Annotated in this window: 23 protein-coding genes and 2 pseudogenes; 8 read left to right on the top strand and 17 right to left on the bottom strand. The window is 39.5% G+C overall.

Annotated features, from left to right (window positions below; genetic code table 11):
* The first annotated feature begins 7 nt into the window (after positions 1-7).
* The gene (locus tag BMF77_RS19700) at positions 8-172 is read left to right on the top strand and encodes an alpha/beta hydrolase (protein ID WP_210422236.1); all 165 of its coding nucleotides are present in this window, start codon (positions 8-10) and stop codon (positions 170-172) included.
* Here BMF77_RS19700 and BMF77_RS19695 read toward each other — a convergent pair.
* From BMF77_RS19695 to BMF77_RS19660, 8 genes are all read right to left on the bottom strand, one after another.
* Positions 156-2,957 carry a methyl-accepting chemotaxis protein gene (locus tag BMF77_RS19695; RefSeq protein ID WP_148765170.1) on the bottom strand — a complete coding sequence of 934 codons (2,802 nt, stop codon included), beginning with the start codon at positions 2,955-2,957 and terminating at the stop codon, positions 156-158. The genes BMF77_RS19700 and BMF77_RS19695 overlap by 17 nt on opposite strands.
* Before the next feature lie 16 nt (positions 2,958-2,973).
* Positions 2,974-3,507 (bottom strand): chemotaxis protein CheW, encoded by a 534-nt coding sequence (locus tag BMF77_RS19690; RefSeq protein ID WP_148765168.1) that lies wholly within the window; start codon positions 3,505-3,507, stop codon positions 2,974-2,976.
* Between the two features lie 7 nt (positions 3,508-3,514).
* Positions 3,515-3,886: a response regulator transcription factor gene (locus tag BMF77_RS19685; RefSeq protein ID WP_148765165.1), complete on the bottom strand. Its 372-nt coding sequence runs from the start codon at positions 3,884-3,886 to the stop codon at positions 3,515-3,517.
* A 391-nt stretch (positions 3,887-4,277) separates the two neighbouring features.
* Positions 4,278-5,150, bottom strand: coding sequence for an S-methyl-5'-thioadenosine phosphorylase (locus tag BMF77_RS19680; RefSeq protein WP_148765163.1), 873 nt, complete (start codon positions 5,148-5,150; stop codon positions 4,278-4,280).
* A gap of 118 nt (positions 5,151-5,268) precedes the next feature.
* Complete coding sequence (locus BMF77_RS19675; RefSeq protein WP_210422235.1) at positions 5,269-7,557, bottom strand: pentapeptide repeat-containing protein; 2,289 nt, start codon at positions 7,555-7,557, stop codon at positions 5,269-5,271.
* A gap of 16 nt (positions 7,558-7,573) precedes the next feature.
* Positions 7,574-8,566: a zinc-dependent alcohol dehydrogenase family protein gene (locus BMF77_RS19670; protein WP_015079743.1), complete on the bottom strand. Its 993-nt coding sequence runs from the start codon at positions 8,564-8,566 to the stop codon at positions 7,574-7,576.
* A gap of 113 nt (positions 8,567-8,679) precedes the next feature.
* The gene (locus tag BMF77_RS19665) at positions 8,680-9,312 is read right to left on the bottom strand and encodes a biopolymer transporter ExbD (RefSeq protein ID WP_015079742.1); all 633 of its coding nucleotides are present in this window, start codon (positions 9,310-9,312) and stop codon (positions 8,680-8,682) included.
* Positions 9,302-10,141 carry a MotA/TolQ/ExbB proton channel family protein gene (locus tag BMF77_RS19660; protein WP_148765161.1) on the bottom strand — a complete coding sequence of 280 codons (840 nt, stop codon included), beginning with the start codon at positions 10,139-10,141 and terminating at the stop codon, positions 9,302-9,304. Before BMF77_RS19660 ends, BMF77_RS19665 begins: the two co-directional genes overlap by 11 nt.
* Positions 10,142-10,329: 188 nt before the next feature.
* On the opposite strand from BMF77_RS19660, the gene BMF77_RS19655 reads away from it, so the two are divergent.
* Entirely contained in the window at positions 10,330-10,644 is a 315-nt protein-coding gene (locus BMF77_RS19655; protein WP_015079740.1) for a YkvA family protein, read from the top strand.
* A 303-nt stretch (positions 10,645-10,947) separates the two neighbouring features.
* Here the strand turns inward: BMF77_RS19655 and BMF77_RS19650 are convergent, their stop codons facing one another.
* Complete coding sequence (locus tag BMF77_RS19650; RefSeq protein ID WP_168204468.1) at positions 10,948-11,427, bottom strand: molybdenum cofactor biosynthesis protein MoaE; 480 nt, start codon at positions 11,425-11,427, stop codon at positions 10,948-10,950.
* A 176-nt stretch (positions 11,428-11,603) separates the two neighbouring features.
* Between BMF77_RS19650 and BMF77_RS19645 the strand changes: the two genes are divergently transcribed.
* Positions 11,604-12,626: a DMT family transporter gene (locus BMF77_RS19645; RefSeq protein WP_148765158.1), complete on the top strand. Its 1,023-nt coding sequence runs from the start codon at positions 11,604-11,606 to the stop codon at positions 12,624-12,626.
* On the top strand, positions 12,619-13,536 hold the full coding sequence (locus BMF77_RS19640) for an LD-carboxypeptidase (protein WP_148765156.1): 918 nt from the start codon (positions 12,619-12,621) through the stop codon (positions 13,534-13,536). The genes BMF77_RS19645 and BMF77_RS19640 overlap by 8 nt, the downstream gene beginning before the upstream one ends.
* A 91-nt stretch (positions 13,537-13,627) precedes the next feature.
* Here the strand turns inward: BMF77_RS19640 and BMF77_RS19635 are convergent, their stop codons facing one another.
* Positions 13,628-14,626, bottom strand: a complete 999-nt coding sequence (locus tag BMF77_RS19635) for a glycosyltransferase (protein ID WP_148765154.1) — start codon at positions 14,624-14,626, stop codon at positions 13,628-13,630.
* Between the two features lie 109 nt (positions 14,627-14,735).
* Between BMF77_RS19635 and BMF77_RS19630 the strand changes: the two genes are divergently transcribed.
* A complete protein-coding gene (locus BMF77_RS19630; protein ID WP_041457867.1) occupies positions 14,736-15,398 on the top strand; it encodes a glycosyltransferase family A protein in 663 nt (220 codons plus the stop codon).
* A 422-nt stretch (positions 15,399-15,820) separates the two neighbouring features.
* On the opposite strand, the gene BMF77_RS19620 is transcribed toward BMF77_RS19630, so the two are convergent.
* Both BMF77_RS19620 and BMF77_RS19615 read right to left on the bottom strand, forming a co-directional pair.
* The gene (locus BMF77_RS19620; RefSeq protein WP_015079734.1) at positions 15,821-17,362 is read right to left on the bottom strand and encodes a DUF4335 domain-containing protein; all 1,542 of its coding nucleotides are present in this window, start codon (positions 17,360-17,362) and stop codon (positions 15,821-15,823) included.
* A 71-nt stretch (positions 17,363-17,433) separates the two neighbouring features.
* Entirely contained in the window at positions 17,434-18,036 is a 603-nt protein-coding gene (locus BMF77_RS19615; RefSeq protein WP_148765152.1) for a DUF3038 domain-containing protein, read from the bottom strand.
* A gap of 51 nt (positions 18,037-18,087) precedes the next feature.
* Here BMF77_RS19615 and BMF77_RS19610 point away from each other — a divergent pair, with 51 nt between their 5' ends.
* Positions 18,088-18,372 (top strand): hypothetical protein, encoded by a 285-nt coding sequence (locus BMF77_RS19610; protein WP_148765150.1) that lies wholly within the window; start codon positions 18,088-18,090, stop codon positions 18,370-18,372.
* On the opposite strand, the gene BMF77_RS19605 is transcribed toward BMF77_RS19610, so the two are convergent.
* Positions 18,369-20,831, bottom strand: a complete 2,463-nt coding sequence (locus BMF77_RS19605) for an endonuclease MutS2 (RefSeq protein WP_148765147.1) — start codon at positions 20,829-20,831, stop codon at positions 18,369-18,371. The two genes, BMF77_RS19610 and BMF77_RS19605, sit on opposite strands and share 4 nt — an antisense overlap.
* A 388-nt stretch (positions 20,832-21,219) precedes the next feature.
* On the opposite strand from BMF77_RS19605, the gene argS reads away from it, so the two are divergent.
* Positions 21,220-22,977: an arginine--tRNA ligase gene (gene argS / locus BMF77_RS19600; RefSeq protein ID WP_148765145.1), complete on the top strand. Its 1,758-nt coding sequence runs from the start codon at positions 21,220-21,222 to the stop codon at positions 22,975-22,977.
* A 301-nt stretch (positions 22,978-23,278) separates the two neighbouring features.
* Here argS and BMF77_RS19590 read toward each other — a convergent pair whose 3' ends face one another.
* The 3 genes and pseudogenes from BMF77_RS19590 to BMF77_RS19580 form a co-directional block, all read right to left on the bottom strand.
* Positions 23,279-24,277: a sulfatase-like hydrolase/transferase gene (locus tag BMF77_RS19590; RefSeq protein ID WP_246862968.1), complete on the bottom strand. Its 999-nt coding sequence runs from the start codon at positions 24,275-24,277 to the stop codon at positions 23,279-23,281.
* Positions 24,278-24,409: 132 nt separating this feature from the next.
* Positions 24,410-24,862 (bottom strand): SUMF1/EgtB/PvdO family nonheme iron enzyme, encoded by a 453-nt coding sequence (locus BMF77_RS19585; RefSeq protein WP_246863169.1) that lies wholly within the window; start codon positions 24,860-24,862, stop codon positions 24,410-24,412.
* Positions 24,847-25,080, bottom strand: a pseudogene (locus tag BMF77_RS19580) (glutathione S-transferase C-terminal domain-containing protein); the annotation flags it as partial. The gene BMF77_RS19585 and the pseudogene BMF77_RS19580, both read right to left, overlap by 16 nt.
* Before the next feature lie 79 nt (positions 25,081-25,159).
* Here BMF77_RS19580 and BMF77_RS27415 point away from each other — a divergent pair.
* Positions 25,160-25,237, top strand: a pseudogene (locus BMF77_RS27415) (IS1 family transposase); the annotation flags it as partial.
* Positions 25,238-25,309: 72 nt separating this feature from the next.
* On the opposite strand, the gene BMF77_RS19575 reads toward BMF77_RS27415, so the two are convergent.
* Positions 25,310-25,702, bottom strand: coding sequence for a hypothetical protein (locus BMF77_RS19575; protein WP_148765143.1), 393 nt, complete (start codon positions 25,700-25,702; stop codon positions 25,310-25,312).
* Positions 25,703-25,725 lie beyond the last annotated feature (23 nt).

Below are 25,725 nucleotides of genomic sequence, written 5' to 3'. Positions count from 1 at the left end.
AATAGGGTTGTTAGTTGTCAGTTGTCAGTTGTCGGTTGTCAGTTGTCAGTTGTCAGTTGTCGGTTGTCAGTTGCCAGAGGTAAGATTCTGTATTACCAATTACCAATTACCAATTACCAATTACCAATTACCTATTCCCTGTTCCCTATTCCCTTTCACCTCGATTCAATAGTTTCCACTCGGAAGCGTTCCACAGAGGCAATCAAGTCGCGGGATACTCCCACTAAATGTTGCAATGCTCCAGAAACCCGCTGTGCTTCTTGAGAGGTTTCTTGTGCCGTTAGTTCCACAGATTGCATTACTTGTGCCACAGCACGAGAAGTTTCCGTTTGTTCTACGGTATCACTGGTAATTGATCTTACCAAAATATCAATATGATCGGCTACTTGGATAATATTGTCTAGCGATCGCTTGGCTTCTTCTGCTAATGTAGTTTGATGAATTACCTGTTGTGTTCCTTCTTCCATCGCTGTCATAACTGAGCTAGTTTCGCTTTGAATTTGCATCACGATTTGCTCAATTTCTTTTAAGGACTTAGCAGATCGATCTGCCAACTGTCGCACCTCATCAGCTACAATAGCGAATCCTCTACCTGCTTCTCCCGCTCTTGCCGCTTCAATACTGGCATTAAGAGCTAACAAATTGGTACGGGAAGCAATTTGTGAAACTATGGCAACAATAGAGTTAATTTCTTGGGAAGATTCCGCCAATCGTTTCACTTTTCGGCTAGTTTCTGCCACTGTTTCCCGAATTTCCAAAATCCCTACCACCGTATTTTCTACCGCTTCTCCCCCTTTCTGAGCGATTTTACTGGCTTCACGGGCTACAGTTTCCGCTTCCTTGGCTGCTTCTGCTACCCGCTGGATGGAATATGTCATTACCTGTACAGAATTCAAAGTCACAGCTAACTCTTCTGCTTGTCGTAAAGCATCCCCAGCTAAGGCTCTAGCAAAGGTTTCTGAATTAGTTGAACCTTTGGTCACATCCCGTGCCGCCACTTTTACCTGTTGAACAATATCCCGCAGGTTTTGAATTGTCAGGTTAAAGGCATCAGCAACCGCTCCCAGTCCGTCGGCTGTGACTTCGGCTTGAACTGTCAAATCTCCTCTGGCTGCTCCTTCTATGTCATCCAGAAGGCGAATTACCTGACGTTGCAGGTTTTCTTTAGCTTCTTCCATCTCCATGGCTTTGCGTTGGGCTTCATTCGTAGTTGTGAAAATTACCCTAGCCATATCATTAAAGCCAGTGGCTAAATAGCCTAATTCATCTTGTGAATAGACTGTTGCTTCCACATTCATATTGCCTTGACGGACAGAATCAAACTGACTTTGCAGATCCTTAGTAGTCCGGCGAATTTGTTGGAGAGTGAGATTACTCATAAACCCAGCGGTAGCTGCACCTGTAGCTGCACCTGTAGCTCCTGCGGCTAAGGCCATTAACAAACCCGTATTTTTCACGGATTCCCGTTGTTGAGCAGGTGAAATTGAAATTGCCACCGCGCTCACAATAGCTACACCCACTAGTGATACTAAGCCGACAGTTCCGGCTATCCACCATTGTTTTTTCTCTAGGGAGGCGTTTTCAAAGAGTCCAAATAGGCCTTGGTCAAAGGCTACATTGGGTTCTGTCTTCGCCACCTCTGATTGGGTAAAAACAGGAACTGCTTCTTGAGCGCCAGTAATTGTGAATAGTTCTTGATCACGATAACTGCGATCTTGATAAGCATCGCTTTCTTGATCATTTAATGAGTCATCAACAAATTGATTTAGCGAATTTCCCCGACTATCTAGAGATTCTGACAGCATTCCCCCATCGCCAAAACTGCTATCTTCAGTGAGATCAAATCCTGGTATATCACCGAGATCATCGAATTCATTAAAGTCGTTTAAAAACTCTATATTATTCTTATTACTGCCTCCACTGGAGATATTACTAGTATCTTTAGTGGAAATAAAGGTTTCAGCACCTAAATCTGCTTCATTCTCTGCCCCAAAAGCAGCTTCAAATGCATCTAAGTCAAAACTATCATCATCAAAGTTATTTTTTGCTGATGAAGAGTTGAAATTAAACTGCCGTTGTGGTGGCGCAGAATTGTTGGTAAATGATGCCGATATTGATTGATCCTGATTGTTGTTGATTGCCTGTTCGTTAATCTCTAAATATGTATCGTTTTGGCTGAGGGTTAAGTCTCCAAAGTTATCATCCATTAAGTCGTCTATATCTTCCCCCATCAATATCTCAGTCTGATTTTCAGAGTCATAATCAAGGGATAATGTAGTTGCTGCAAAAGGTGAATAGCTGCTGGAATCATCATTAATTGCTGAAGTTCCATTAGCTAAATTGTGATTAATAACAGCCTGATTATCACCGACAGAAATATCTTCTTGCCAAAAAGGTGGTAACTCTAATTGACCTGATATTGGATCACTGGTGAGATATTCGGTAGGTACACCAAAGGGATCATCACTCATGACACCATCTAATGAATTGCTGTCAAATTCCATACTATCTGGATGACTTGCGAACGGATTATGTTCTAGAGGATCTAGGGGTGGTTCATATTCTGCAAAGGAGTTCATTTCCACACTGCGGCTATGCAAATTCCCCATCATCCCTAAATCCAAAGATTCTCCAGTTGTCACCAGACCATGAGATGGAGATTCATAATCACTAAAAGGCTCTATATACTGATCTATAGTTGCAAGACAGTTATTAACAAGACCAATAACTTCTTCTTCGCTTGTTAAATACAATACGCTTTGGTAGCTATCTTTAGCCACATCGTACTGTTGCAACATATAATATGTATGTCCCTTTAACAAATGTAAGTTAGGGTCAGTTGGTGAATTTTGCACCAACTTATCAATTAATACCGCGGCTAATTCATAGTCTTGTTGCTCATAAGCTATTCTTGCCCGATCATAAGTTAGCTCTTGATTATCTATACGTGCTTTCATATCCTCCCTCCCTAGTTCATTCTGCCCACCGCGCACTTCGCAAAATTGCTATTTGATCCAGTAGTCGTAAATATTTTTTTTCTTTTTCTGTATCAAATAACCACTCTCCCCGCAAAAACGGAGCCATAGCATCTGGTACGTTATTTTGTGGCTTTAGATACTGTACATCAAGCCAGTCCATCCCACAAATTTCTTGTACTCCTAAGCCTACTATCGTATCTTGATCTTCAATGGCAATGACAGGGATTTCTGAGCAATCCATGTTTAATGGGGTTGTTTCCCCGATAAATTGCCCCAAATCAGCCACCCAAATCAAGCGTCCCCGTAAATTTAGCGTCCCTAAAAGTAAGGGAGATGTATTAGGAATTGGTGTAATCCGATCAGGACTAAGTTCAATTACTTCCCGAATTCCCATAGCTTGTAATGCAAATTCCTGACGTGAGGGCAGATAAAACCGCAAATGCAACTCACCTTGGGGACTTTCTAATTGTAATTCGGGACGGAATTGATCTTGCCCACTTCCATTTAAAAAATCTGGTTTGTTAACCATATTATTTTCATCCTTGTCCTCGCAGCAGTTGTTTGACTGTTCCTACCAACTCGATTGGTTGAAAGGGTTTAGCTATATAGGCATCTGCCCCTTGTTTCATCCCCCAATAGCGATCGAATTCTTCACCTTTAGAAGAACACATGACTACAGGAACATTTTGGGTTTTAGGATCAGATTTTAAGCGCCGACAGAGTTCATAGCCATTCATGCGGGGCATGACAATATCCAAAACCACCAAATCGGGAGGTGCTTTGTGAATGGCTTCTAAAGCTTCTGCGCCATCGCTTGCATGAGTAACTTTTAAGCCACTAGCTTTCAGAAGGTCTGTGATCATCTCTCTTTGGACGATACTGTCCTCAACAATCAGAATTGTGCTCATAAATGTCTATTTACCTCCTGATTTAGACTTTCCCTTGCGGAAAATAATTTGCTCTCATGACAAAGATGAACTGTATAAATTAAGTCTATTGTTTCACTACTTTACCGTAGATGGAAGTTGGTTAGACAACTATTTTATTCTTGTGATAACATCTTTTAGCCCATCTTGCACCCAATCAGCAAGTCTTGTATCCTGTTTGTACACCTGAACAATAATCTAAATTGAGATATTGCTCTATCAGCATTAGCAATTTTTGAACTGTAAAGGGTTTAGTCAGATAATCAGTTGCCGTCGCACTGGTTCAGGAGTGGAACATTAACGAGTGCGGGAATGTCTATCATGGGCGAGAGAATAGACCGATTTAGTCAGTCAGTTCTCATCCCCTATTCCCTTACCAATACTTCTCTAACAACAAAGCCAACTTCTCCTTAGTTGTTGCTGGTGCTTTCTCCAAATTCGTCAAAATCGCATACTTCAAAGCCGAATGCGCCTCACTAGCAGGGGGATTTGCACTCAACCGCTTCACAGTTTCTTGAATTACCTTTTGTGCATTTGCTGCATTTTTATGTAAATTCCCAATCACCATTTCCACCGTCACACTATCATGATCAGGATGCCAACAATCATAATCCGTCACCAGCGCCAAGGTTGCATAGGCGATTTCTGCTTCCCTGGCTAACTTCGCTTCGGGTAAATTTGTCATCCCGATGACTGTAGCATCCCAACTCCGATAAAGATGAGATTCAGCCTTAGTAGAAAAAGCCGGTCCCTCCATACATACGTACGTACCACCATTATGTAATGTGACATCTGGTAAACTTAAAGAAGCGATCGCCTCAGCTAAAATACTAGCTAAATTATGGCAAATCGGCTCACCAAAAGCAATATGCGCCACAATTCCCTCACCAAAGAAGGTAGAAATGCGATTCTTGGTTCGGTCAATAAATTGATCGGGAATTACCATATCTAGGGGTTTAGCTTCAGCCTTCAAAGAACCTACAGCACTTGCAGAAATCAGGTATTCTACCCCCAATTGCTTCATAGCGTAAATATTAGCCCGAAATGGCAACTCCGAAGGTAACAACGTATGATTACGACCATGACGTGCTAAAAATGCCACTCGTGTTTCCTCTAAAGTTCCGAGAATAATCGCATCCGAGGGTGAACCAAAAGGGGTAGAAATTTCTATTTCCTCCACATCTTTCAGTGCTTCCATCTTATACAACCCACTACCACCAATGATGCCAATTCTAGCTACAGTCATAAATTATCAACCTTGTGATTAATGGGATTAATAAGTAATTTTACCGTCTGTATATTGTACAAGAATATTCGGTAAAAAATAAAGTTCTTGTTTTTATAAAAGTTGAAAAATTTTCAATCTATTTGAGATAAATCAATAAATTCAAGCCGGGAATTGTCCGCGAGAGAGTCCAACCAGCGAGAATAATATAAAGTAATCCTAAACTCCATTGATACCAAGCCAGAGTAGAGATAATTCCTGGTAAATGTTCATCACGTAAACGGATATCATTAAATCCTAATCTCACCAAATTATTCAAACTAAAATCATAATAATTCAGCCAATTCCAACGTTTATCCCATAATAGCGGCATATATCTTTCCCGGAAACTAGGATTTCTAGGAATAACTGGTAATCTCCCAATTAATAATCTCAATTGTCTTAATGTTCCATCTTCTCGAAAATAGGAAATATCCATTAAATCATGATAACGTCCTTGTTGATAAAGTCGCCATAATAAAATTCCAGGTAAGGGAAAAATAATGAAAAATAAACACAGTAGAGTTAACCAAGGATTCCCAGAATTCCGAAAAATTGCTAATAAACTACCAGATATTAAACAAATAAAACTCAATAATATGCAAACAGTTTCATAATATCTAGGAATAATTGCTACAGGAGACAAACGACGATAGCGATCAACCAACCAAAATAATACACCAAAACAGGAAATAACTACACCACCCACACCAAATACTAACCAAAAGTTTGTCCCATAACCACTTAACAACAATAATAAACTCAATAACAACCAACTTAAAGATCTAACTACCCACCCACTAAAAACCAGAGGTTCAGTGGCAATAATTCTATCACTTAACTGATTATATATTTCTAAATCCACATCTGCTAAAACTAGTAACTCGCTAATATTCCGAAAATGTTTGATTTGACGATATTGATGAATTTCAGCCGCTTGGGTTGCGGAAAAACCTAAATTTATCAACCTATTCACAGCAGCAGTATTAATATTAATAGCTATCAACTGATGACTTAATTCAATTAACCTTAACCGTTGTTTTGTATATTCTAACTGATTTGCATCACTAACCTGCTGTTGTAACCGGAAATTTTGACTTAAATTCCGCAAAATATTTTGATTACCGCGTAAAGTGGGGACAATCAACTTTTTGCCAATTTCTCCAACATTACCTAAAATTTTCGCTTGATTAGAATTAAACACCAAATCAGAAACATTTAAAAATGCTGTTTCCGCAAACTTAACATCACTAAAATCAGCTTGATTAAGAATACTTGCACTTTGCAAATCCACAGATTGATTAAACTCAGACTCTCGGAAAATTAGTCCTTGTTTAAAAATAGCATCTTTCATGAATAGAAATTGATGAAAATTAGCTCTATTAAAGTTTACTTGATTATTAAAAATCACACTAGAAAAATCAGCATTTTTTTGCCAATAACTACTATTAAACCTAACTATTTGTTGAAATTTTCCTTGATTAAATTTTGCATCATCACAAAATACATCACCTTGAAAATTAGCAGCATCTAGAAATTTGACATTTTGAAAATTAGCTTTGTCAAAGAAAATGCTACCTTGAAAACTACTAAGAGCGTGAAAAATAGCCCCATTAAAACTCACAGTTCTACTAAATCTTGATTCCTCCCAATTAGTAGGTTTTAAAAAATTTGCCCCTTGAATATTTACAGATTGCAGAAAGAACGTATTCGGAAATTTTACCTCACCATTAAAACGACTTTCTACCATAATTAAAGCCCCACGAAACACAGAAATACTACTAGAATTATTTGACTGATTATTCAACAAAGATTTACAATCTTTAGAATTAGGAAAAGCCCTTGTTAAAGATTGCAAACATACAGAACGTAAACTTTCTAACTGTTCCCGTTCCATAGGTGTGAAAATTTGGGCTATACCTTGAGCATAAACAGGAGTTCTTAAACCCAAATCACTCCCATAAAAATCACCTTCAATTACAGAATTACTCAAATCTAAACCCAAAGCCGTCGCACCAGTTTTTTGTAATTCTTTTCTGAGTAATTGGTAAAAATCATCCCGGAAAATACCATTTTCTGGACGTAAATCAATCACCATTTTTCTTAAATCTACAGTTAAACTACCATCTCGCAAAATTGGGGATTTAACTCTTTCTTGTAATAATTCCCAAGTTAAAGTTATGGGTTCATTTGGGACTGCAAAAGTAGGAATAGGAAATAAAAATATAGCAAATATACAAATAAACAATATTACTGCGGAATTAGATATGATGATTTTTCCTAATTTCGCAGATAATAAGTTTATTTTTTTAACGGTGTTTTTTATTTGCCAAAGTTGAGAAAAATCCCATCTTTGTAAATAACTAAAGTGACAAAACAATCTCAACAAATTCCCTACTTAATGATTAATTTAACAAAACAACCTTACCCAGCACAGAACCAGTTTCCACTAAAGCGTGTGCTTTTGCTGCTGACGCTAAAGGGAACGTCTGACTAACTTCAATTTTTAACTTCCCTTCATCTATCCAATTAGCACATTCTTGTAAAATATCTCCATGATGTATTAACGCTTCCACATTTCCTAACAACATCGGTGTTAACATTAATTCTAAACCAATGCGGAGATTTCTATTTCTAGCAACTTTCCAAACAGTGTTAGCTTTCGGTTCAAGAATAGTCACAATATCCCCATAAAGTCGCACTGCGGGAAAAGATTTTTCAAAAGTATCACCACCAACAGTATCAAAAACTAAATCTACACCTTCACCATTAGTCCACTCTAATACAGATGCGACAAAATCAGTTTCTTTGTAAAAAATGATTTTATCCGCACCAAGTTGAGTGACAAAATTAGCCTTTTCTAGAGAACTAACCGTAGTCGCTACCTCTGTACCTTTGAGTTTAGCCAATTGAATAGCCACATGACCAACACCACCCGCACCAGCATGAACTAATACCTTTTCTCCTGGTTCAAGTCTTCCCCGTTCATATAAAGCTTCCCAAGCAGTGATTAAAACCAGAGGTGCTGCTGCTGCTGCGGTGAAAGAAACCGATTTGGGTTTAAAGGCTACAAATCTTTCATCAACAATGGTATATTCTGCATAATTTCCAGATTTTGCACCCAAACCACCATAACAAAAATATACTTCGTCACCAACGCCAAATTTTTGGACATCATTACCCACAGCTTCCACTATACCTGCACCATCACATCCTAAAATAGCTGGCATTTGTTCAGGGTAAAATGTCCCCCGTTGACGTAATTTTGTGTCAATGGGATTAACACCAGCCGCTAAAATTCTCACTAAAATTTCTTTATTTGTGGGTATGGGTTGGGGAACTTCTTGTAATTCTAAAACTTCCGGTTTACCCGCTGCTGTCATTAATATCGCTTTCATGGTTTTTTCTCCTAAATGCACTTATTTAAATTTACCTAAAAATATCCCCATAAATTCCTAATTATTGAGGAAAATATGGGGAAGAAATATCCAAAATTTCTCACAAAATGGTTTTAATTTTGAGGAGAAGAATTATTAGTTCCTGGTGTTACAGGCGCTTGAGGTAAAGTACCGGGATTAATTCCGTTCCCGGCTGTGGGAAGGGGATTTGGGTTAACCGGTGGTAAAGACCTCAAATTGTCAGGTGAGTTAATTCCTGGGATGGTGGGATTATTATTTATGGGAGGAGTTGGGAAATTGGGTGAATTTGTCAGTGGTTGAGATGAACCGGGGATAATTCCCAAAGATACACGATTTCCTCCTACTTTTCTCAGCAAATCCAATGTTTGAATCACGTCGTTATAAGTAGCTGTCCGCGACGCATTCAATACTAAAATTCCATCTGGATTGGCTTGGATATATTGTTTTAAACGTGCTTCTAATTCTTCCTGTTTCACAGGTTCTTTTTCGATGTAAGTCAATCCAATAGCATCAATTGTTACAGGTAATATTTTGCTTTTAATTTGGGAATTAGCCGCAGAATTTTCGCCTGTACTAGCTTTGGGTAAGTCAACATTAATTGCTTGTTGACGAGTAAATTGTAAAGCTGCTAAGAGAAAGAATGTCAGAATACAAAAAACAACATCAATTAAGGGGATAATTTGAATCTGAACGTCTTCAGTCGGAGTATCTAGCTTAACTTTCATCTTCTTGTTTTTCTCCAGATTTCAAATTGGCATTATCAACCTTGTCATCTGGTAAATTTGCTGAATTTCCAAGGTTTAAACTGTAATTATCTGTATCATCTGGCTCATTTTCCGGTTCTTGGATAAATGTTTTTGATTCTAACTGAGAAGATGAATCGAAATTTTTAGAGGTGCGTTTTGAGAATCTTTCTGTGTTAATTGTTTTAGGTTCGGGAGGATATTGACGGTAAAGCAGTTCCATTTCATTACCAGCTTTGTTGAAAATTTTAACTTGGTTAACAACAAAACTTTGAAATAGGCGGTAAAATACTAAACTAGCGATCGCTACTATTAATCCCGCTGCTGTACTAATTAACGATTCCCCAATCCCCGTGGTGACACCGGCTGTAGATTCAGTTCCCAAATCACCAATGCGAATTGCACCTAAAGAACGAATCAAACCCAGAACTGTACCCAATAATCCTAACAGTGGCGAAAGGGCAATCACCGCTTCTAAAAGTTTTTCACCCCGACGCATTCCGGCTATTTCGTCCGCTGCGGTGGATTCTAGGGCTAATCTAAAGGTTTCTGGATCACTTTTTTGTAAGCTTAAAGGTGCGTATAAAAATCTGCCAATGGGCTGATTTTTGGCTTGTTCAGCTATTGCTTCAGCGATTCCCCAATCCTCACCAGCAGCATCCAGAACCCGATTGACTATTTCTTTTTCCTGAGCAAGAATCCGTAACCAGAACCACAGCCGTTCAAAAATCACACTTAGTGATAGGACTGATAAAACTAGCAAAGGCCACATGGAGGGCCCGCCTTTCTTGAATAAATCTAAAATATCCACTGTGTGGGTTTCCTCTCTCCATTCCTAGTAGTCAAAGCATTTTCATTTTAGAGAGTTTTGCATTACTCACAAACTTTTCTAACTAATTACTCAGGAGTAACATCTTCTATACACAATATGACGGTTATTCCCACCGGGAGTTTAGAGGATTATTTGCCAAAATAAAAAAATCACTGGAGGTTAAGAACATGAACTTCTCAATTCAATCCCTGTACACATGGTATCGGAACACTCTACGCAATCCTAAATACCGTTGGTGGATAATTATCGGCACGGTAGCCTATTTAATTAGTCCTTTAGATATTTCTCCAGATTTTATTCCTATTATTGGCCAAATTGATGATGTTTTATTGTTAAGTTTATTCGTTTCCGAAGTTTCTTCCTTAGTTCTTGATGGTTGGAAGGCCAAAAAAGGAACTGTAGAAAATAGTACCAGCAATCCGGCTAATCATGCCCCTGCGGCTGGTGAAACTGTGGATGTTGATTCTATCCCTGTTAAGTAGTATTAGTAGGTTGGCGTTGAAAATTGTCGTCATAGCACTAGGCTTGAGGCAATACTTCGACTTCGCTCAGTAACCAGAGGCAAGAGGCAAGAGTAAAGAAGTTTTCAGCGATTTTACATTTCTTTACACAGTTTAGTTTTATTGTGTTCACCTAGTAAGTAGGTTGGGTTGACCCAAGGAAACCCAACACCATTTATTGGTATCTTAGGGTTAATATGGGGTTTAGTTCCATTGCTTCGCAACGTTGACGCGAACAACCCAACCTATATTACAATCAATAACCAATGTATTTTTCTTGGTTTCTCAGTGTTTACAATCTTTAATAGATACCCAACTAGACTCTGCTATTGGAGAACCATCTTCACCCAGCAAGCTATAGTGTTCCTTTTTCCAAATCGGCGCATTGTGTTTTAATGTATTAATAGCATACTCACAAGCGGCAAAAGCCTCACCACGATGAGGACAACCGATAGCCACAACCACACTAATTTCCCCAACAGACAATCTACCAATGCGATGATATATCACCACCCGACTCACATCAGGCCATTGATCACGAATATCATCAGCAATTTGATAAAATACCTGCAAAGCCATTGGTTCATAAGCTTGATATTCCAAAGCTACCACAGACTTACCATCAGTTTGATTACGAACCATACCACTCATTACTACCACCGCACCATTAGCAGGATTATCTGCCTGACTGTAGATTTCTTCCACAGACAATGGTGCTAATGTCATCCCAAAACTATCTTCAACCCTGGGTTTAGTTGTAATCATACATTCTCCTAACAGCATCCTAAAATCCCTGAATTCATCCATCTTTATCTGCGTTCATCTGCGTTCATCTGCGGTTAATACTTATTAAAATCTTATTTCCACTCACCAAGACTTTAAAAACCGTAAAATCAGTTAAACTAATTTTTTCATCTATTCATAAAAACCACAATCATCTCATGCAAGTGCAACTCAGTGGATCTAAAAATCCCCTCGCGTATCTACTATTAATTGCTCCTTTTTTCCTTTGGGGTACAGCAATGGTGGCCATGAAAGGCGTAATTCCTCACACCACACCCCTATTTATGGCTGGAGTCAGATTAATACCTGCGGGGGTGTTAATTCTCATGGTGGCTGCATTTATGGGTAAACCTCAACCTCAAAGTTGGTTAGGGTGGTTGTGGATTATTATATTTGCTTTAGTTGATGGCACTTTATTTCAAGGCTTTTTAGCTGAAGGTTTAGTCAGAACCAATGCTGGTTTAGGTTCGGTAATGATAGACTCCCAACCCCTAGCAGTAGCCTTACTTTCCCTGTGGTTATTTCAAGAACATATTGGATTATGGGGATGGTTAGGGTTAGGTTTGGGAATCACAGGAATTAGTTTGATTGGTTTACCCCAAGAGTGGATTTTTCATCTTTTTGACTCAGGAATCACCATTTCCATAGATAATTGGCAAGAGTTATTTAATCGCGGTGAGTTATTAATGTTACTCGCTGCTTTATCAATGGCTGTGGGAACGGTGATGATTCGGTTTGTGTGCCGATATGTAGATCCAGTAACAGCTACAGGATGGCACATGATTATCGGTGGCTTGCCTTTGTGGGGAATTTCTTCAGTATTAGAATCTCAACAGTGGGAAAATCTTGTACTATTAGATTGGTTGGCATTAAGTTATGCTACTGTATTTGGCAGTGCGATCGCTTACGGATTATTTTTCCACTTTGCCTCTAGTGGCAATCTCACCAGTTTAAGTTCTCTGACTTTTCTCACACCCGTTTTTGCTTTAATATTTGGTTATATTTTTCTCAATGAAGTCCTGACTACTATTCAATGGTTTGGGGTTTTTCTGACCTTAATCAGTATTTATTTAATTAACCAACGGGAAAATATCGGCGGAAATCAGAAACTTACTGTCACCGATACAAATACCACATCTACCCAAAATTTAACAACCGCCAGTAATTCTCTTGATGTCTAACATTCAAAATCTCAAATCTACCCTCAAACCCCCACCCCTCAAACCCGGTGATTTACTGCGCGTCATTGCCCCCAGTGGTGCATTGCGAGAAGTTGAAGCTTTTAATCAAGGTGTGGAAATTTGGAAGTCGCACGGCTATCGGATTAAAATTAGCGATAACATAGATAATAGACATGGTTATCTAGCTGGTACAGATGCCCACCGTCGTCAACAATTAGCCACAGCATGGCAAGATCCAGAATGCAAGGGTATTCTCTGCGCGAGAGGTGGTTTTGGTAGTAGCCGGATTTTAGAAGATTGGACTTGGCAAGAAAATACCATTACCCCTAAATGGTTAATCGGCTTTTCTGACATTACAGCCCTACTTTGGAGTCTCTACAACGCCGGAATTGCCAGTGTACATGGTCCCGTCATGACTACCCTAGCCAATGAGTCAGAATGGTCAATCAAGCGGTTATTGGACATAGTAGAAGGTCGTCCCCTCGCACCTTTAAAAGGTTGTGGTTGGGGTGGTGGTACAGTAACAGGAATCTTGCTTCCTGGTAATCTGACAGTAGCAACCCATCTTTTAGGAACACCGATTTTACCCGACCTCGATGGTGTAATATTAGCCTGGGAAGATGTGACAGAAACACCTTATCGCATTGATAGGATGTTGACACAGTGGCGTTTGAGCGGGGCTTTATCTAAAGTTCGTGGTATTGCTTTGGGAGGGTTTACTAAGTGTGAAGCCCCACCTAATATACCTAGTTTTACTGTAGAGGAAGTATTGCGCGATTGTTTGGGTGATTTGGGTATTCCCATAGTTTCTAATCTCCCCTTTGGTCATGATAGCCCCAATGCTGCTTTACCTGTGGGGGTAAAAGCAATATTAGATGCTGAACAAGGAATATTGCATTTTTCCCCATAGACATAGGCCTTTTTGTGATGGGGTGTTGGGTTGCGCTATCGCTTAACCCAACCTACAAATCAAGGCTTTTTCCAATTTGGACAAGGTATTGCTATGAGGTAATCAATTCTAATCTGTGTAGTTCCATTTCTTGTTGTTTAAGACAATGACAAAATATAAATAACTGTAAATCTGCTAGAACTTGATTAAAATCATGATGATTGTATAAACCTGTGTTATTATTAGCATTTCTGAGTATTGTCAACCAATTTGCTACTTCTTTCATGTACTCTATAGATGTATCAATTTCCTGGGGATTATAAGATCCTATTTGTCTATGTAATGCTAATTCTTTATCCGTGGGTTGAATACCTAAATCATTGATTTGATCAGTAACTATTTTACAGGTCAATTTTTCAACTAAATTTGCGGCTTTTAGACTTATACAATTAGAATGTACACGATATTTAATTAAAACTTTGGGAAGATTCCAAACTTTGAATTTTTTTGATATTCTTACCCATAGATCATAGTCTTGAGCATTTGGATAATCTTTTCTATAAACCTCTCCATTTATCTCAACTGCGTTGATTGCACTTCTTCTCATCAAAACCGCTGAATGAGCAAAATAGTTATGGAATAACAGCCTACAAGGAATTTTTTGATCGGGTTCTTCCTCATTCCATACTTCACCCGTCAAATTATCATGATCATCCATTAATTCAACCCAAGACCCAACCATACCAAAGTCTGGGTTATTTTCCATAAACTCAAATTGTTCTGCTAATCTTGATGGATATGCATAGTCATCACAATCTAAAACAGCAATGTATTCACCTGATGATTCTTGCAAACATTTATTTCTAGTTGTGGGTATCCCCAAATTAACATTGTTTTGAATTAATTTGATGCGTTTGTCTTTATAGGAATTAATGATTCTTGCGCTGCTATCTGTTGAAGCATCATCTACAATGACAAATTCAAAATTCGTAAACGTTTGATTTAAAATACTCTTGATTGCTGTATCAAGATATTTTTCGCCATTATACACTGGCATAACAACTGTAATTTGAGGATTTAACTCTTGTTGAATAAGCTGATTTTGATTCATAATATTTAATGATTTTGAACAAATGGGTGATTTTTATAGTAATCCATAAATAACGTATAATATGCGAGTTATACCTAATTTCAGGGAACTTTTGTTCAACCTCAAAAAAATGCCTAGTATAAATTTTGACCCTAAGCCGACAATCTCGATTATTTTATGTACCTACAATCGAGCAAAATACTTAAACGACTGCATAAATAGCGTCCTTCAGCAAACTTTTCAGGATTTTGAATTAATTGTAGTGGATGATGGTAGCCAAGATCATACTTTTGAAATTGTCAATAGTTACTTACAAAAATTTAATAATATCCGTTATCTTAAACATCAAAATCGGAAAGCTGCTTACGCCAGAAATGCGGGTATTCAAGCATCTTTTGGTAACTATATCACGTTTATTGACAGTGACGATACCTATAAACCCCATCATCTAGAGTCGCGGCTGGAATTTATGCAGGCTAATCCAGAGATTGATTTGATTGAAGGTGGATGTGAAATTGAGGAGGAATTTTCTGTTCCTGATTATTTTCAACCTGATCAAACAATTAATATTAGAGAATGCGTTGTCGGTGCTACATTTTTTGGAAAAAGACCGATGTTTTTTGAATTAAAGGGATTTAATAATATTCCCTATGGCGAGGATGCAGATTTATGGGAGCGTGCCGAAAAAATCTTCAAAACTCACAAAATCAAAGAGCCGGAAACTTATATTTATACGAGAGTAGAAGATAGTACCACTAAGATTTTCCTAGATAAAATGTCCTCTTCTAATTAACCTATTTAGATTTTAAGTAGGTTAGCATTGAAAATCGTCGTTATGGCACTAGGCTTGAGGCAATACTTCGACTTCGCTCAGTAACCAGAGGCAAGAGTGAAGAGGGTTTGGGCGATTTTACTTTTCATTACATATTACTCTTCGAGAAGCCGCTCCGCGTCTACGGTTTTTTTCCGTTCACCTACTTATAATTTAGAAAAGAGCAATCGAAGCAAAATTATTAGTTCAGAGGGAACTCCGAAGCAACAGGGAACAGAAAAAACTCATGTTTAAAAACATGAGATTGAAATAATGATACTGTTCTTTTTCGGGCTACGCATCTTTTAAAAACATCTTTTTTTTGACTGAAGCTCTGAACTCAGAAACTTTTGTTTCTTATCTGTTCCCTGTTCCCTGTTTCCTTTTTTTCTAATTTTTAATTCCTATGGTGTTTCTGGAAATGTTTGCACTTTACTATCAGGATTGAGAATAACTCGTATTCTCAAGTTTTGCCCAGATTTATTAGTAGAAACAAAAGGTTTCCCAATTTGGGGAATGCCACTACTATCAATGTATTCTCTGGCAACTTTATTTAAGGGCAAAATCTTTTCAATTGTACCATCAATACCCAATGTTAAACTATATTCTAAGGCTTGAGAGAGGCCAGTTGGTGGTTGCCAACGTTTGTTGAGGTATTCTCTCGCTTCTGCTACTTGAGGTGTATCAAATAAAGTCTTATTATTAGTAACTTGTGTACCTGACGTAGTTTTAGTTGCAGTTCTTAATTTCCTAATTAAATTCTCTTTATTTTCCGCTGGAGATGGCTGATCTGGCGTAGCGATACCTACAGTATCCTGCGGTAATTCCGGAGCAAAAGGAGTGGGAATTATGTTAGGAAGATTACTAAAACTATTGTTGGGGATAGTGGCAACAGACTGAGATGGTGGGGAAATATTAGATGGCAAATTCTGAGATTTAGGGGTATTCATGCCTTTTTTAGCCAGAATACTTGAAGAATTTGGTATGGCTTTTGCTACTTTCGGGCTATCAAGAATTTGTCGAGGAATAGGATAGGAAGAAGTATCGGATGGTATGGTTAATGACGGCTGAGATGTTGTGGTTGGTGTCCCAGGGATAGTTGTATTAGGAACGGAAAGCGGCGGTAAGGGCGTACTAAAGTTAGTAAGTGGTGGTATCAGTTGGGGCTGAGGCGTGATTAAAGGGAGTGGCGGCGTTGCTGTAGTGTCTTGTACAGAAGGTTCTATCGCCACTGGTTTGACGGACTCAGGACTATTTTTAGCTATTCTCTGCCGATTTTTCTGAATATTCTTGGCATATTGCCAGGTAAATGGTGTTAAGCCGGCTGCTAATACCAAAACTGCGGCTATAGGGGCCCACTTAGGTAGATTCTGCCTGACAGTTTGACTACTAGTAGTTGGTAAAACAATCATATCAGATGTGTATTCATCTAAAGCTGTTGCTAAATCAAATAGTTGTAGTAAACTCAGTTTAATTACCTGTCCAGATGTCTGGTTAGCAAGATCACCAAAAAAGAGTTTGTGAGTTAAATTACTACTAGATTCTAAATAAACTTTCGTTTGGGGAATTTGAGTGTTAAAGGATCGTAAATTTTGGGTAGGAAAGGCAGACGGGGGAATATCGGGCGATTCTGGAGCTGCTTCTGATCCTGTATGGGGATAATCATTACCTGCTAAAGTGATACTAAAATCTTCGGCAGATTGTTGCAGCAGCTTTTGAACGTAAGTAGTAACAATATTACATAAAACTTCTAGCTGCTGGTGATCACCCTGGATGATAATTTTCTGTGCTTCTGGTAGTTGTGGATCATCAAATTGCAGACGAAAACTAGGATCATTAATAATAGTTTTGTCTGTCCACCGGGACAAAGGGGAGTTTTCCGCCCAGATTTCTAGTGTGCAAGTGGGGGGGGTATAGCGACGAATGACAGGATTTGATAGAGACATAACAACAATTTCAACGAAAAAAATAGGGAATTTTGGATTTTAGATTGGGAGTGAAAATCGCAAATCACAAATTATTTTGTGGAAAGGTCTATGAGTGCTAACCACAAACGACGGTGTCCACCGCCGGCACTATAAAAGAGTAAATTTATTAACAGTTTTAGGGCTAGGTGGGTAAGTATATCCCCAGGAGTGGCTTCTTCCTCTTCCATGCGTTCTTGGTAAGTATTACAAAAACTATCTATATAATCTCCCAATAACGCAGTTTGGTGAGGTTGTTGCTTATTTGCTGTCATCTGCTCTAATAAACCGACAGCCCGGCGAATTAATTCCTGGTGCTGCTTGGCGAGATAACAGATAATTAAAACTAGCGATCGCGCTTCTTCTACATCTAATTTTTTTCGTCCTCCTTGACTTTTGCGAAGGGGATTCGATTGCCGCAATCGCCACAGGGCTACCCGATCTGGTACTTTTGATTCTAAATCCAGACTAACTGCGGCTGATAGCATTGCCTCTGAACCAATGCCAGTTAAGGTCTCTAGGGCTAATAGCACTAAATCTAACTGAGTTTTGATATTTTCCCATTGAATTGTATTCGAGGCTGGGAGTTGACTTAAATCCTCCCAAGCTGATTTTGGTATAGTGGAATTAGCGGTTGAGTGCATAACTTTTAGCATAGATGATTAAGCTGAAAGACGCTGGTGTTGTTACCTATTTGGAAACGAGATTTGTTAGTAGGGGCGAAGCATTTGGAAGATAAATTATCGGTCATTGCCAAAAATAGTTCTCCAAATGCTTCGCCCGTACAGTTGTTAGTAGGGGCGAAGCATTGGGAAGATAAATTATCGGTCATTGCCAAAAATAGTTCTCCAAATGCTTCGCCCGTACAGTTGTTAATAGGGGCGAAGCATTGGGAAGATAAATTATCGGTCATTGCCAAAAATAGTTCTCCAAATGCTTCGCCCGTACAGTTGTTAGTTGTAATAATTTTGCCTGTTCCCTGTTCCCTTTAGATATGAGCAATAGTGACACCACTACCACCATCGGCTTGTGCTGCTGGTTCGTAATGGGTAATTCTGGGATGTTGTTGTAAGAAAGCGTGAACTCCTTGCTTTAGTTTGCCAGTACCGTGTCCATGAATAATCCATAGGGGTCCAGCGGCTTCAGAAATGGCTTTGTCTAAGATATATTCGCCATCAGCTACGCGTTTTCCGCGCAAATCTACAGTATTTTGAGAGGTGCGAATGGCTGGGGCTGGTGGTGGTGTAACTACGGCTGGGGCTGGTTTTGCTTTAACTATGGGTTCGGGTTTTTGTCCATCTAATGATTCTATATCTTGGAGTTGGACTGTCATTTTCATGATGCCAAAACGGATGGCAAAATTGCCGTCAGCATCAGGAATTGTTAAAACTTCGGCGGTTTGCCCTAATTTGGGAATTCGCACGCGATCGCCGACTTTGGGCATAAACCCAGCTTTAGGTTTAGGTGGCGGGGCTGGCTCATATTTTTGAGCAATTTGACTTAGGGATGCGGTAGCTTGTTGGGCATCTTGGGCGTTAGGTGTGCCTTTTTGCAGGCGGCGGATAACTTGGGCAATTTCGCCTTTGGCTTGGGTAATTGCTTGTTGAACGGCAATTTCTTGGGAAGCCCGTAAATCTTTTTCTCTGGCTTCTAAAGCAGCGGCTTTGTCAGAAACTTCTTTATATAATCGTTCGGCTTGACGTAATATTTTTTGGGCTTCTGCGGCTTTGGTTTCTTGGTGGCGACGTTGGGCTTCTAAACCGGCAATGACTTGATTTACCTCGTCTGTGGCTTCTCCAACTTGAGTTTTCGCTTCTGCTACTACTTCTGGTTTTAACCCTAAACGCAAGGCAATACTCAAGGCGTTGGAACGTCCAGGAATCCCCCACAATAGCCGATAAGTGGGTGAAAGGGTGGTTTCGTTAAATTCTACGGAAGCATTTTCAAATCGGGAATCTTCGTATTTTAGGGCTTTGAGTTCGCCAAAGTGGGTACTAGCCATTGTTAGCTGGGTATGATTGGCGAGATATTTGAGTAAAGCGATCGCTAATGCACTACCCTCAACCGGATCTGTGCCTGCACCAACTTCATCCAGTAATACGAGGGACTGGTGATTGGTGATTGGTGATTGGTGATTGATAATTGGTGATTGGGAAAAGTTATCCTCCTCTGTCTCTTTCCCTGTTCCCTGTTCCCTGTTCCCTGTTCCCTCATCAATTGCTTCTAATATTCGACTAATGCGGCGAATATGTCCTGAAAACGTGGATAAACTCTGTTGTAAAGATTGTTCATCGCCAATATCAGCTAAAACTTGCGAAAACCACGGCATTTCTACGGGTTCACGGGCAGGAACAAATAAACCCACTTTCGCCATGATAGCCGCTAATCCCAAGGTTTTTAAAGTTACCGTTTTTCCACCTGTATTTGGTCCTGTGATGGTGACTACCCGAATTTGGGGACTGATCAGCAAATCTACTGGAATGACGGGATTTCCTTGTTCGTGCTGCTGTTGCCATACTAATAACGGGTGGCGCAGATTTCGCAAGGTGATAATTTCATTGTCTTGACGATTGATAAAGCGCGGGGGGTTAGAACCTATCCACAGACTATAACGAGCTTTCGCAACTGCTAGATCTAAGGTGGTGACAATGGCTAATAACCTTTCTAAATCTGGGGTAACTGCGGCTACTTTCTCCGTCAAAGTCCGACGAATGGCTTCGGCTTCGGTTTGCTCTTTTCTGAAGATTTGCCGCAGTTGATTACCCAAGGGAACGACACTGCTAGGCTCTATATACAGGGTTGCGCCACTGGTGGAGGTGTCATGAACAATGCCGGGAATTGCGTCCTTTTGGGGGGCTTTGACGGGGATGACAAAGCGATCGCTTCTTTGGGTAATTAACTGTTCTTGAATTGCTCCCGATTTTGCTTGGATAATATTTTGGAGTTTTTGAGTAATTTGGCTGCGGATTTTCCGCAATTCTACCCGAATTTCCCCCATTTTCTGACTAGCGCGATCAGTTACTTCTCCCCGTTCATCAATACAACGGTGGATTTCCTGTTCTAATTCTGGGTACGTCCGTAATTGGGAAACTAAATCGTTTAAAACTGGGACATTTTCTTGATTATCAATGACACGGCGTAAATTTCTTGTCCCTGCCAGGGTGGTAGCGATCGCTAATAGTTCCTCTCCAGGTAAAATACTTTGGAGTATTGCCCGTTCTAGGGAATCACCGATATCTTGGATTCCTTCAAAGGATAATCCTGGATGTAAACGACTTTCCAGTTCGTAAACTTCTTTGGTTTGCGCTAATAACTGTTCACTTTCTACCTGGGTTTCAGGAATCGGCAAGTCACGCGCAACTATTGCCCCTAGCTTAGTTGCCGCAAAGGTGGAAAGGTGCTGGCACAAGCGAGGCCACTCTAGTAATTCTAAGGTTTCAGATTGAATCAAGGTTTCAACAACTAATCTGAAATTATCGTAACAATTTTAGCCGCCATCAGACTAAATCTTCAAGGATAAAATTTTTAGAAAAACGGTGACGCTGGCTGAATGCTGCCATCTAGTAGTTTATCAATCCAAAAATGACGGGGTAAAGGCAAGCAGGGGGAGAAGGGGGAGTAGGGGAGGGAAAAACAGAAGTTTTTTCCTATCATTACCCGTCAAATTTATTTTGACGGGTTTTTGGTAGTGCGGGCATCTTGCCCGCGTGAGCGAGACGCTCACACTACAGTCCATCATTTTTATCTTGACAAACTACTAGATAATTCTCTTTAATTGATTATATTTTCAAGTTAAAATCAAGGATTACAGCACCTTTGACACAGATAGAATTTACATAATGAACGCTACACAAGAACAACTAAAACTAAAATTAACACAGGCTTTAGTAGCTGCTTTTGGTACAGATTATACCAATACAGATCCAATTTTGGTTTCTGCCAGTAATCCTAAATTTGGTGATTATCAAGCTAATGTGGCTTTATCTTTAAGTAAAAAGTTGGGAAAGCAACCGAGAATCATTGCTGGGGAAATCGTTAGTAAACTAGATGTATCTGATATTTGTGAACCTCCAGAAATCGCGGGTCCTGGTTTTATTAACCTCAAATTACAAACTTCTTATTTAGAAGCACAACTTAACGCCATTCAATTAGATTCTAGATTGGGAATACCCACAGCAACAAATCCACAAAAGCAAATTGTTGATTTTTCTAGTCCGAATATTGCCAAAGAAATGCACGTCGGCCATTTACGTTCGACTATTATTGGTGATTCCATTGCCCGAATTTTAGAATTTTGTGGTCATGATGTTTTGCGGTTAAATCATGTTGGTGATTGGGGTACGCAATTTGGGATGTTAATTACCTATTTGCGGGAAGTTTATCCAGACGCACTTACCACAGCCAACGCTTTAGATATTGGAGATTTAGTTAATTTTTACCGCAAAGCCAAACAGCGATTTGATGAAGATCCGGTTTTTCAAGAAACTTCCCGTCAAGAAGTTGTGAGATTACAAGCTGGTGCGGAAGATACGTTTCATGCTTGGAAATTGTTATGTGAACAATCTCGACAAGAATTTCAAATCATTTATGATTTACTCAATGTTGAATTAATAGAAAGAGGTGAATCTTTTTATAATCCACTATTACCAAAAGTTGTGGAAAATTTAGCAACAACGGGATTATTAGAATCAAGCCAAGGGGCAAAATGTGTTTTCTTAGATGGTTTTACAAATAGAGAAGGTAATCCTTTACCTTTAATTGTCCAAAAAACTGACGGTGGTTATAACTATGCAACCACAGATTTAGCAGCTTTAGGTTATCGCATTCAAGAAGATAAAGCCAAGCGGATTGTTTATGTGACAGACGAAGGACAATCTAACCACTTTGCCCAATTTTTCCAAGTCGCAAGAAAAGCAAATTGGATTCCTGAAGATGTGGAATTAGTTCATGTTCCTTTTGGGTTAGTATTAGGAGAAGATGGCAAAAAATTCAAAACTCGTTCTGGGGATACTGTGCGGTTACGAGATTTGTTAGATGAAGCTATTAACCGCGCTCGTGCAGACATAGAAAATAGATTACAAGAAGATGAACGCACAGAAACAGAAGAATTTATGCAAAATGTTGCGGAAGTTGTGGGAATTAGTGCGGTTAAATATGCAGATTTAAGCCAAAATCGCACCAGCAGTTATGTCTTTAGTTATGACAAAATGTTATCTCTCAAAGGCAATACAGCCCCTTATCTTCTCTATGCTTATGTGAGAATTCAAGGTATTAGTCGTCAAGGGAATATTGATTTTACCAACTTAGGAATAAATCGCCAAATCTTACTAAAAGAAGATGCAGAATTAACTTTAGCTAAACATCTCTTGCAACTTGATGAAGTGATTAAGGAAGTAGAACAGGATTTATTACCAAATCGTTTGTGTGATTATTTGTATCAACTCAGCGATAAGTTTAATAAGTTCTATGAAAATTGCCCTGTTCTCAAATCTGAAGAACCTGCTAGAACTTCGCGGTTAATGTTATGTGATTTAACTGCAAAAACTCTCAAGTTGGGATTATCTTTGTTAGGAATTAAGGTTTTAGAAAGGATGTAATATTAAGTCCTGACGATTATAAATCTCGGCTACACAGACAAAACCCACTTGAATCATGAAACTCTTGTAGTGCGGGCATCTTGCCCGCTACATAAGTACCTCATTAGAGCGAAATCTGCTGTAAGCATCGTCATACATATCATCAGCCAAAAAAACCAACTCCATAACCAGCAATTATGTCATCACGAAACCTCTACCTTTTCTAAATCTACACCCTGTTCTTGATCTAATTCTGGTAAGTTTTTACCCAAAATCAGAACAGATACCATCATTAATAAACTCGTCACCATAATTACACTGATCACATTCGGATCGTCAAAATTTTTTGATCATCTGGAGATAAGGAATCCCACGCTGGTAATTCTTTGGGACGGGGAGTAAGTTGGGCATTAGCAGGAATTACACCCAATTGTTTTTGTCGGGCAAAGGTTTCTTCTCGTAATTTATCCCAACCTTGATCAAATTTGCCTTGATACTTGTCTATCCAGACCTTGGGGGCGTGATGGGGTGCATGGGTAGCACCTGTAGCCAAATAGGTAAAGAAAGGCTTATCGGGGGCTATAGACTGTTGAGAATGAATCCAGCTAATGGCATGATCTACTAAATCTGGAGTCAAATGGTAATCAGGATTATTAGTTGGTGGTGCAATCCGCTTGGTATTTTCGACTAAAGCCGGACTCCATTGGTTAGTATCACCACCCAAAAAGCCGTAAAAATACTCAAATCCTAACCCTGTCGGCCAGCGGTCAAATGGACCAACTGCACTAGTTTCATAATCTGGTGTATTGTGCCATTTACCAAAAGCTGCGGTGTTATAGCCGTTTTGCCGTAATACTTCCGCTACAGTAGCTGCACTCTTAGGTAAAATAGTTGTGTAACCAGGAAAACCAGATGCTAACTCTGCAACTACACCTGTACCCACTGAATGATGATTGCGTCCAGTTAATAAAGCTGCTCTGGTAGGTGAACAAAGGGCTGTAGTGTGAAATTGGTTGTAACGTAATCCTTTTTCCGCTAAATGAGTTAAATTCGGGGTTTCTATAGCACCACCAAAGGTACTCGCTTGCCCAAAACCCACATCATCCAATAATACTAATAGTACATTGGGGGCTTTTTCAGGGGCTTTAATTGGTGCGGGAAAATCTGGTGTTGATTCTTTGTAAGTAATGCCGATTTTACCGTTGAAAGATGGTGGATTAATCGGTAATACTTTGCCCGTATCTGCTAATGCGGGGCTTGTCACCATCAACCATGTGATGAGTAAAGATAGAGACAGCACCCGTAGAATTGAACTTGACATACAATAACCTTGTATAAAAATTAACAACTTTGCGCCTTTGCTCCTTCGCGTCTTTGCGCGAAACTTAATCTTTTAACGAACCACAGAGGCACAGAGGACACGGAGATAAGAGGGTTCGAGAGATATTTTGCGTTAGTCTTGTAAGTTCTTTACCAAGCGAAATCCGATATGGGTTGTTCCGGTATCAGGAGATTCTGATTCTCGTGCGGCTGGACGGTAGCGGCTACAATAGTTTGGCGCACAGAAGTAAGAGCCGCCTTTGATGACATGAAGGGCAGTTTCTGTGGGTTTTTTAGGGTCAAAACTTTTATTTAGTCCAGTGGGGTTGATACTGTGGGCTTTGTTGTCATGTCCTACGCTGAACCAGTCGGAAGTCCATTCCCAAACGTTACTGGTCATGTCGTAAAGTCCATAACCATTAGCTGGAAAAGAGCCTACTTTTGCAGTTCCTACATAACCGTCGGCTTTGGTGTTGAAAAAGGGAAAGATTCCCTGCCAAGTATTGGCTTTTTTGGCAGAATATTGATTACCCCAGGTATAAGTTGCGCTGTCTAATCCACCACGAGCTTTTCTAAAACTGGTAATCTTTCAAGCCAAGGATAGAAGCTAATATCCACTAAACTCAAATTTTCCCCTAACCAGTAAGGATCATTACCAGACAGTTTACCTAATCCTTCTTCTTCAATATACAAAAGAGATTCTAAAAACTCTCTTCGTCCCTGTTCTTGTTCCTGTGTATCTTTACCACGCAGCAATTTACCAAAGGCTGGGACTAAACGAGTATTAGCATAGTCAATCCAAATTCATGACAGTTTGCGAGAATGTACGAGAATCGAAGCGGAACGCCATTCTAGTCCATCAGTGTCAAAATTAACACACTAGCAGTGTCCTGAATGTAAGTCAAATCATATAAATAAAAATGGTCATAAAAAAGGGAAAAAGAACTATATTTGTGTAAGTTTCTGCTTTTCTGGCAAGCTCAGTCCTAAAGGGACTGAGTTACTGACTGTGACAGAAGGGTAAATCCAGAAATTATTCCTCGACAATTTCCACTTCCCTTGGTTCTGCTGGTGCTTCAGCAGAAGTATTGGCTTCGGGACTGAGGTGATTTTTCAGTTTGAGTTTTAGGTCGTCTGAAATGGGCAAATCTTTAATTTCTTTGAGCAGAAATCTGACTGATTCGGTTTTGCTACGTTCTGTATATATAGCCTTGAGAATAGCTTCAATTCCATAGCCTGCTACAGTATCCCCTACAACTGTTGTCAGACCAAGCAGACCTATACCTCCGAGGATACCAAACGGTCCTCCCACAGATGTGAGGGTAGCAACAATAGCAGCATTACTACCTGCTGATGAAACTGCTAAAACCACGAGAATTATGCCAGGAAGACCCAGACCAGCCAATTTTTTAACGATTTCGTCCATTGTAATTACCTAAAATTGTGATA

It is taken from the genome of Dolichospermum sp. UHCC 0315A (assembly GCF_008121535.1).
Lineage (GTDB): Bacteria > Cyanobacteriota > Cyanobacteriia > Cyanobacteriales > Nostocaceae > Dolichospermum > Dolichospermum lemmermannii.
The sequence above is the reverse complement of the archived record's forward strand: the minus strand, read 5'-3'. Positions and strand labels throughout refer to the sequence as shown.

Coding starts and splice junctions, on each gene's coding strand:
- BMF77_RS19695 (WP_148765170.1), bottom strand. CDS start 2,957: ATGAAAGCACGTATAGATAATCAAGAGCTAACTTATGATCGGGCAAGA.
- BMF77_RS19690 (WP_148765168.1), bottom strand. CDS start 3,507: ATGGTTAACAAACCAGATTTTTTAAATGGAAGTGGGCAAGATCAATTC.
- BMF77_RS19685 (WP_148765165.1), bottom strand. CDS start 3,886: ATGAGCACAATTCTGATTGTTGAGGACAGTATCGTCCAAAGAGAGATG.
- BMF77_RS19680 (WP_148765163.1), bottom strand. CDS start 5,150: ATGACTGTAGCTAGAATTGGCATCATTGGTGGTAGTGGGTTGTATAAG.
- BMF77_RS19670 (WP_015079743.1), bottom strand. CDS start 8,566: ATGAAAGCGATATTAATGACAGCAGCGGGTAAACCGGAAGTTTTAGAA.
- BMF77_RS19665 (WP_015079742.1), bottom strand. CDS start 9,312: ATGAAAGTTAAGCTAGATACTCCGACTGAAGACGTTCAGATTCAAATT.
- BMF77_RS19655 (WP_015079740.1), top strand. CDS start 10,330: ATGAACTTCTCAATTCAATCCCTGTACACATGGTATCGGAACACTCTA.
- BMF77_RS19650 (WP_168204468.1), bottom strand. CDS start 11,427: ATGATTACAACTAAACCCAGGGTTGAAGATAGTTTTGGGATGACATTA.
- BMF77_RS19645 (WP_148765158.1), top strand. CDS start 11,604: ATGCAAGTGCAACTCAGTGGATCTAAAAATCCCCTCGCGTATCTACTA.
- BMF77_RS19640 (WP_148765156.1), top strand. CDS start 12,619: ATGTCTAACATTCAAAATCTCAAATCTACCCTCAAACCCCCACCCCTC.
- BMF77_RS19635 (WP_148765154.1), bottom strand. CDS start 14,626: ATGAATCAAAATCAGCTTATTCAACAAGAGTTAAATCCTCAAATTACA.
- BMF77_RS19630 (WP_041457867.1), top strand. CDS start 14,736: ATGCCTAGTATAAATTTTGACCCTAAGCCGACAATCTCGATTATTTTA.
- BMF77_RS19620 (WP_015079734.1), bottom strand. CDS start 17,362: ATGTCTCTATCAAATCCTGTCATTCGTCGCTATACCCCCCCCACTTGC.
- BMF77_RS19615 (WP_148765152.1), bottom strand. CDS start 18,036: ATGCTAAAAGTTATGCACTCAACCGCTAATTCCACTATACCAAAATCA.
- argS (WP_148765145.1), top strand. CDS start 21,220: ATGAACGCTACACAAGAACAACTAAAACTAAAATTAACACAGGCTTTA.
- BMF77_RS19590 (WP_246862968.1), bottom strand. CDS start 24,277: ATGTCAAGTTCAATTCTACGGGTGCTGTCTCTATCTTTACTCATCACA.
- BMF77_RS19575 (WP_148765143.1), bottom strand. CDS start 25,702: ATGGACGAAATCGTTAAAAAATTGGCTGGTCTGGGTCTTCCTGGCATA.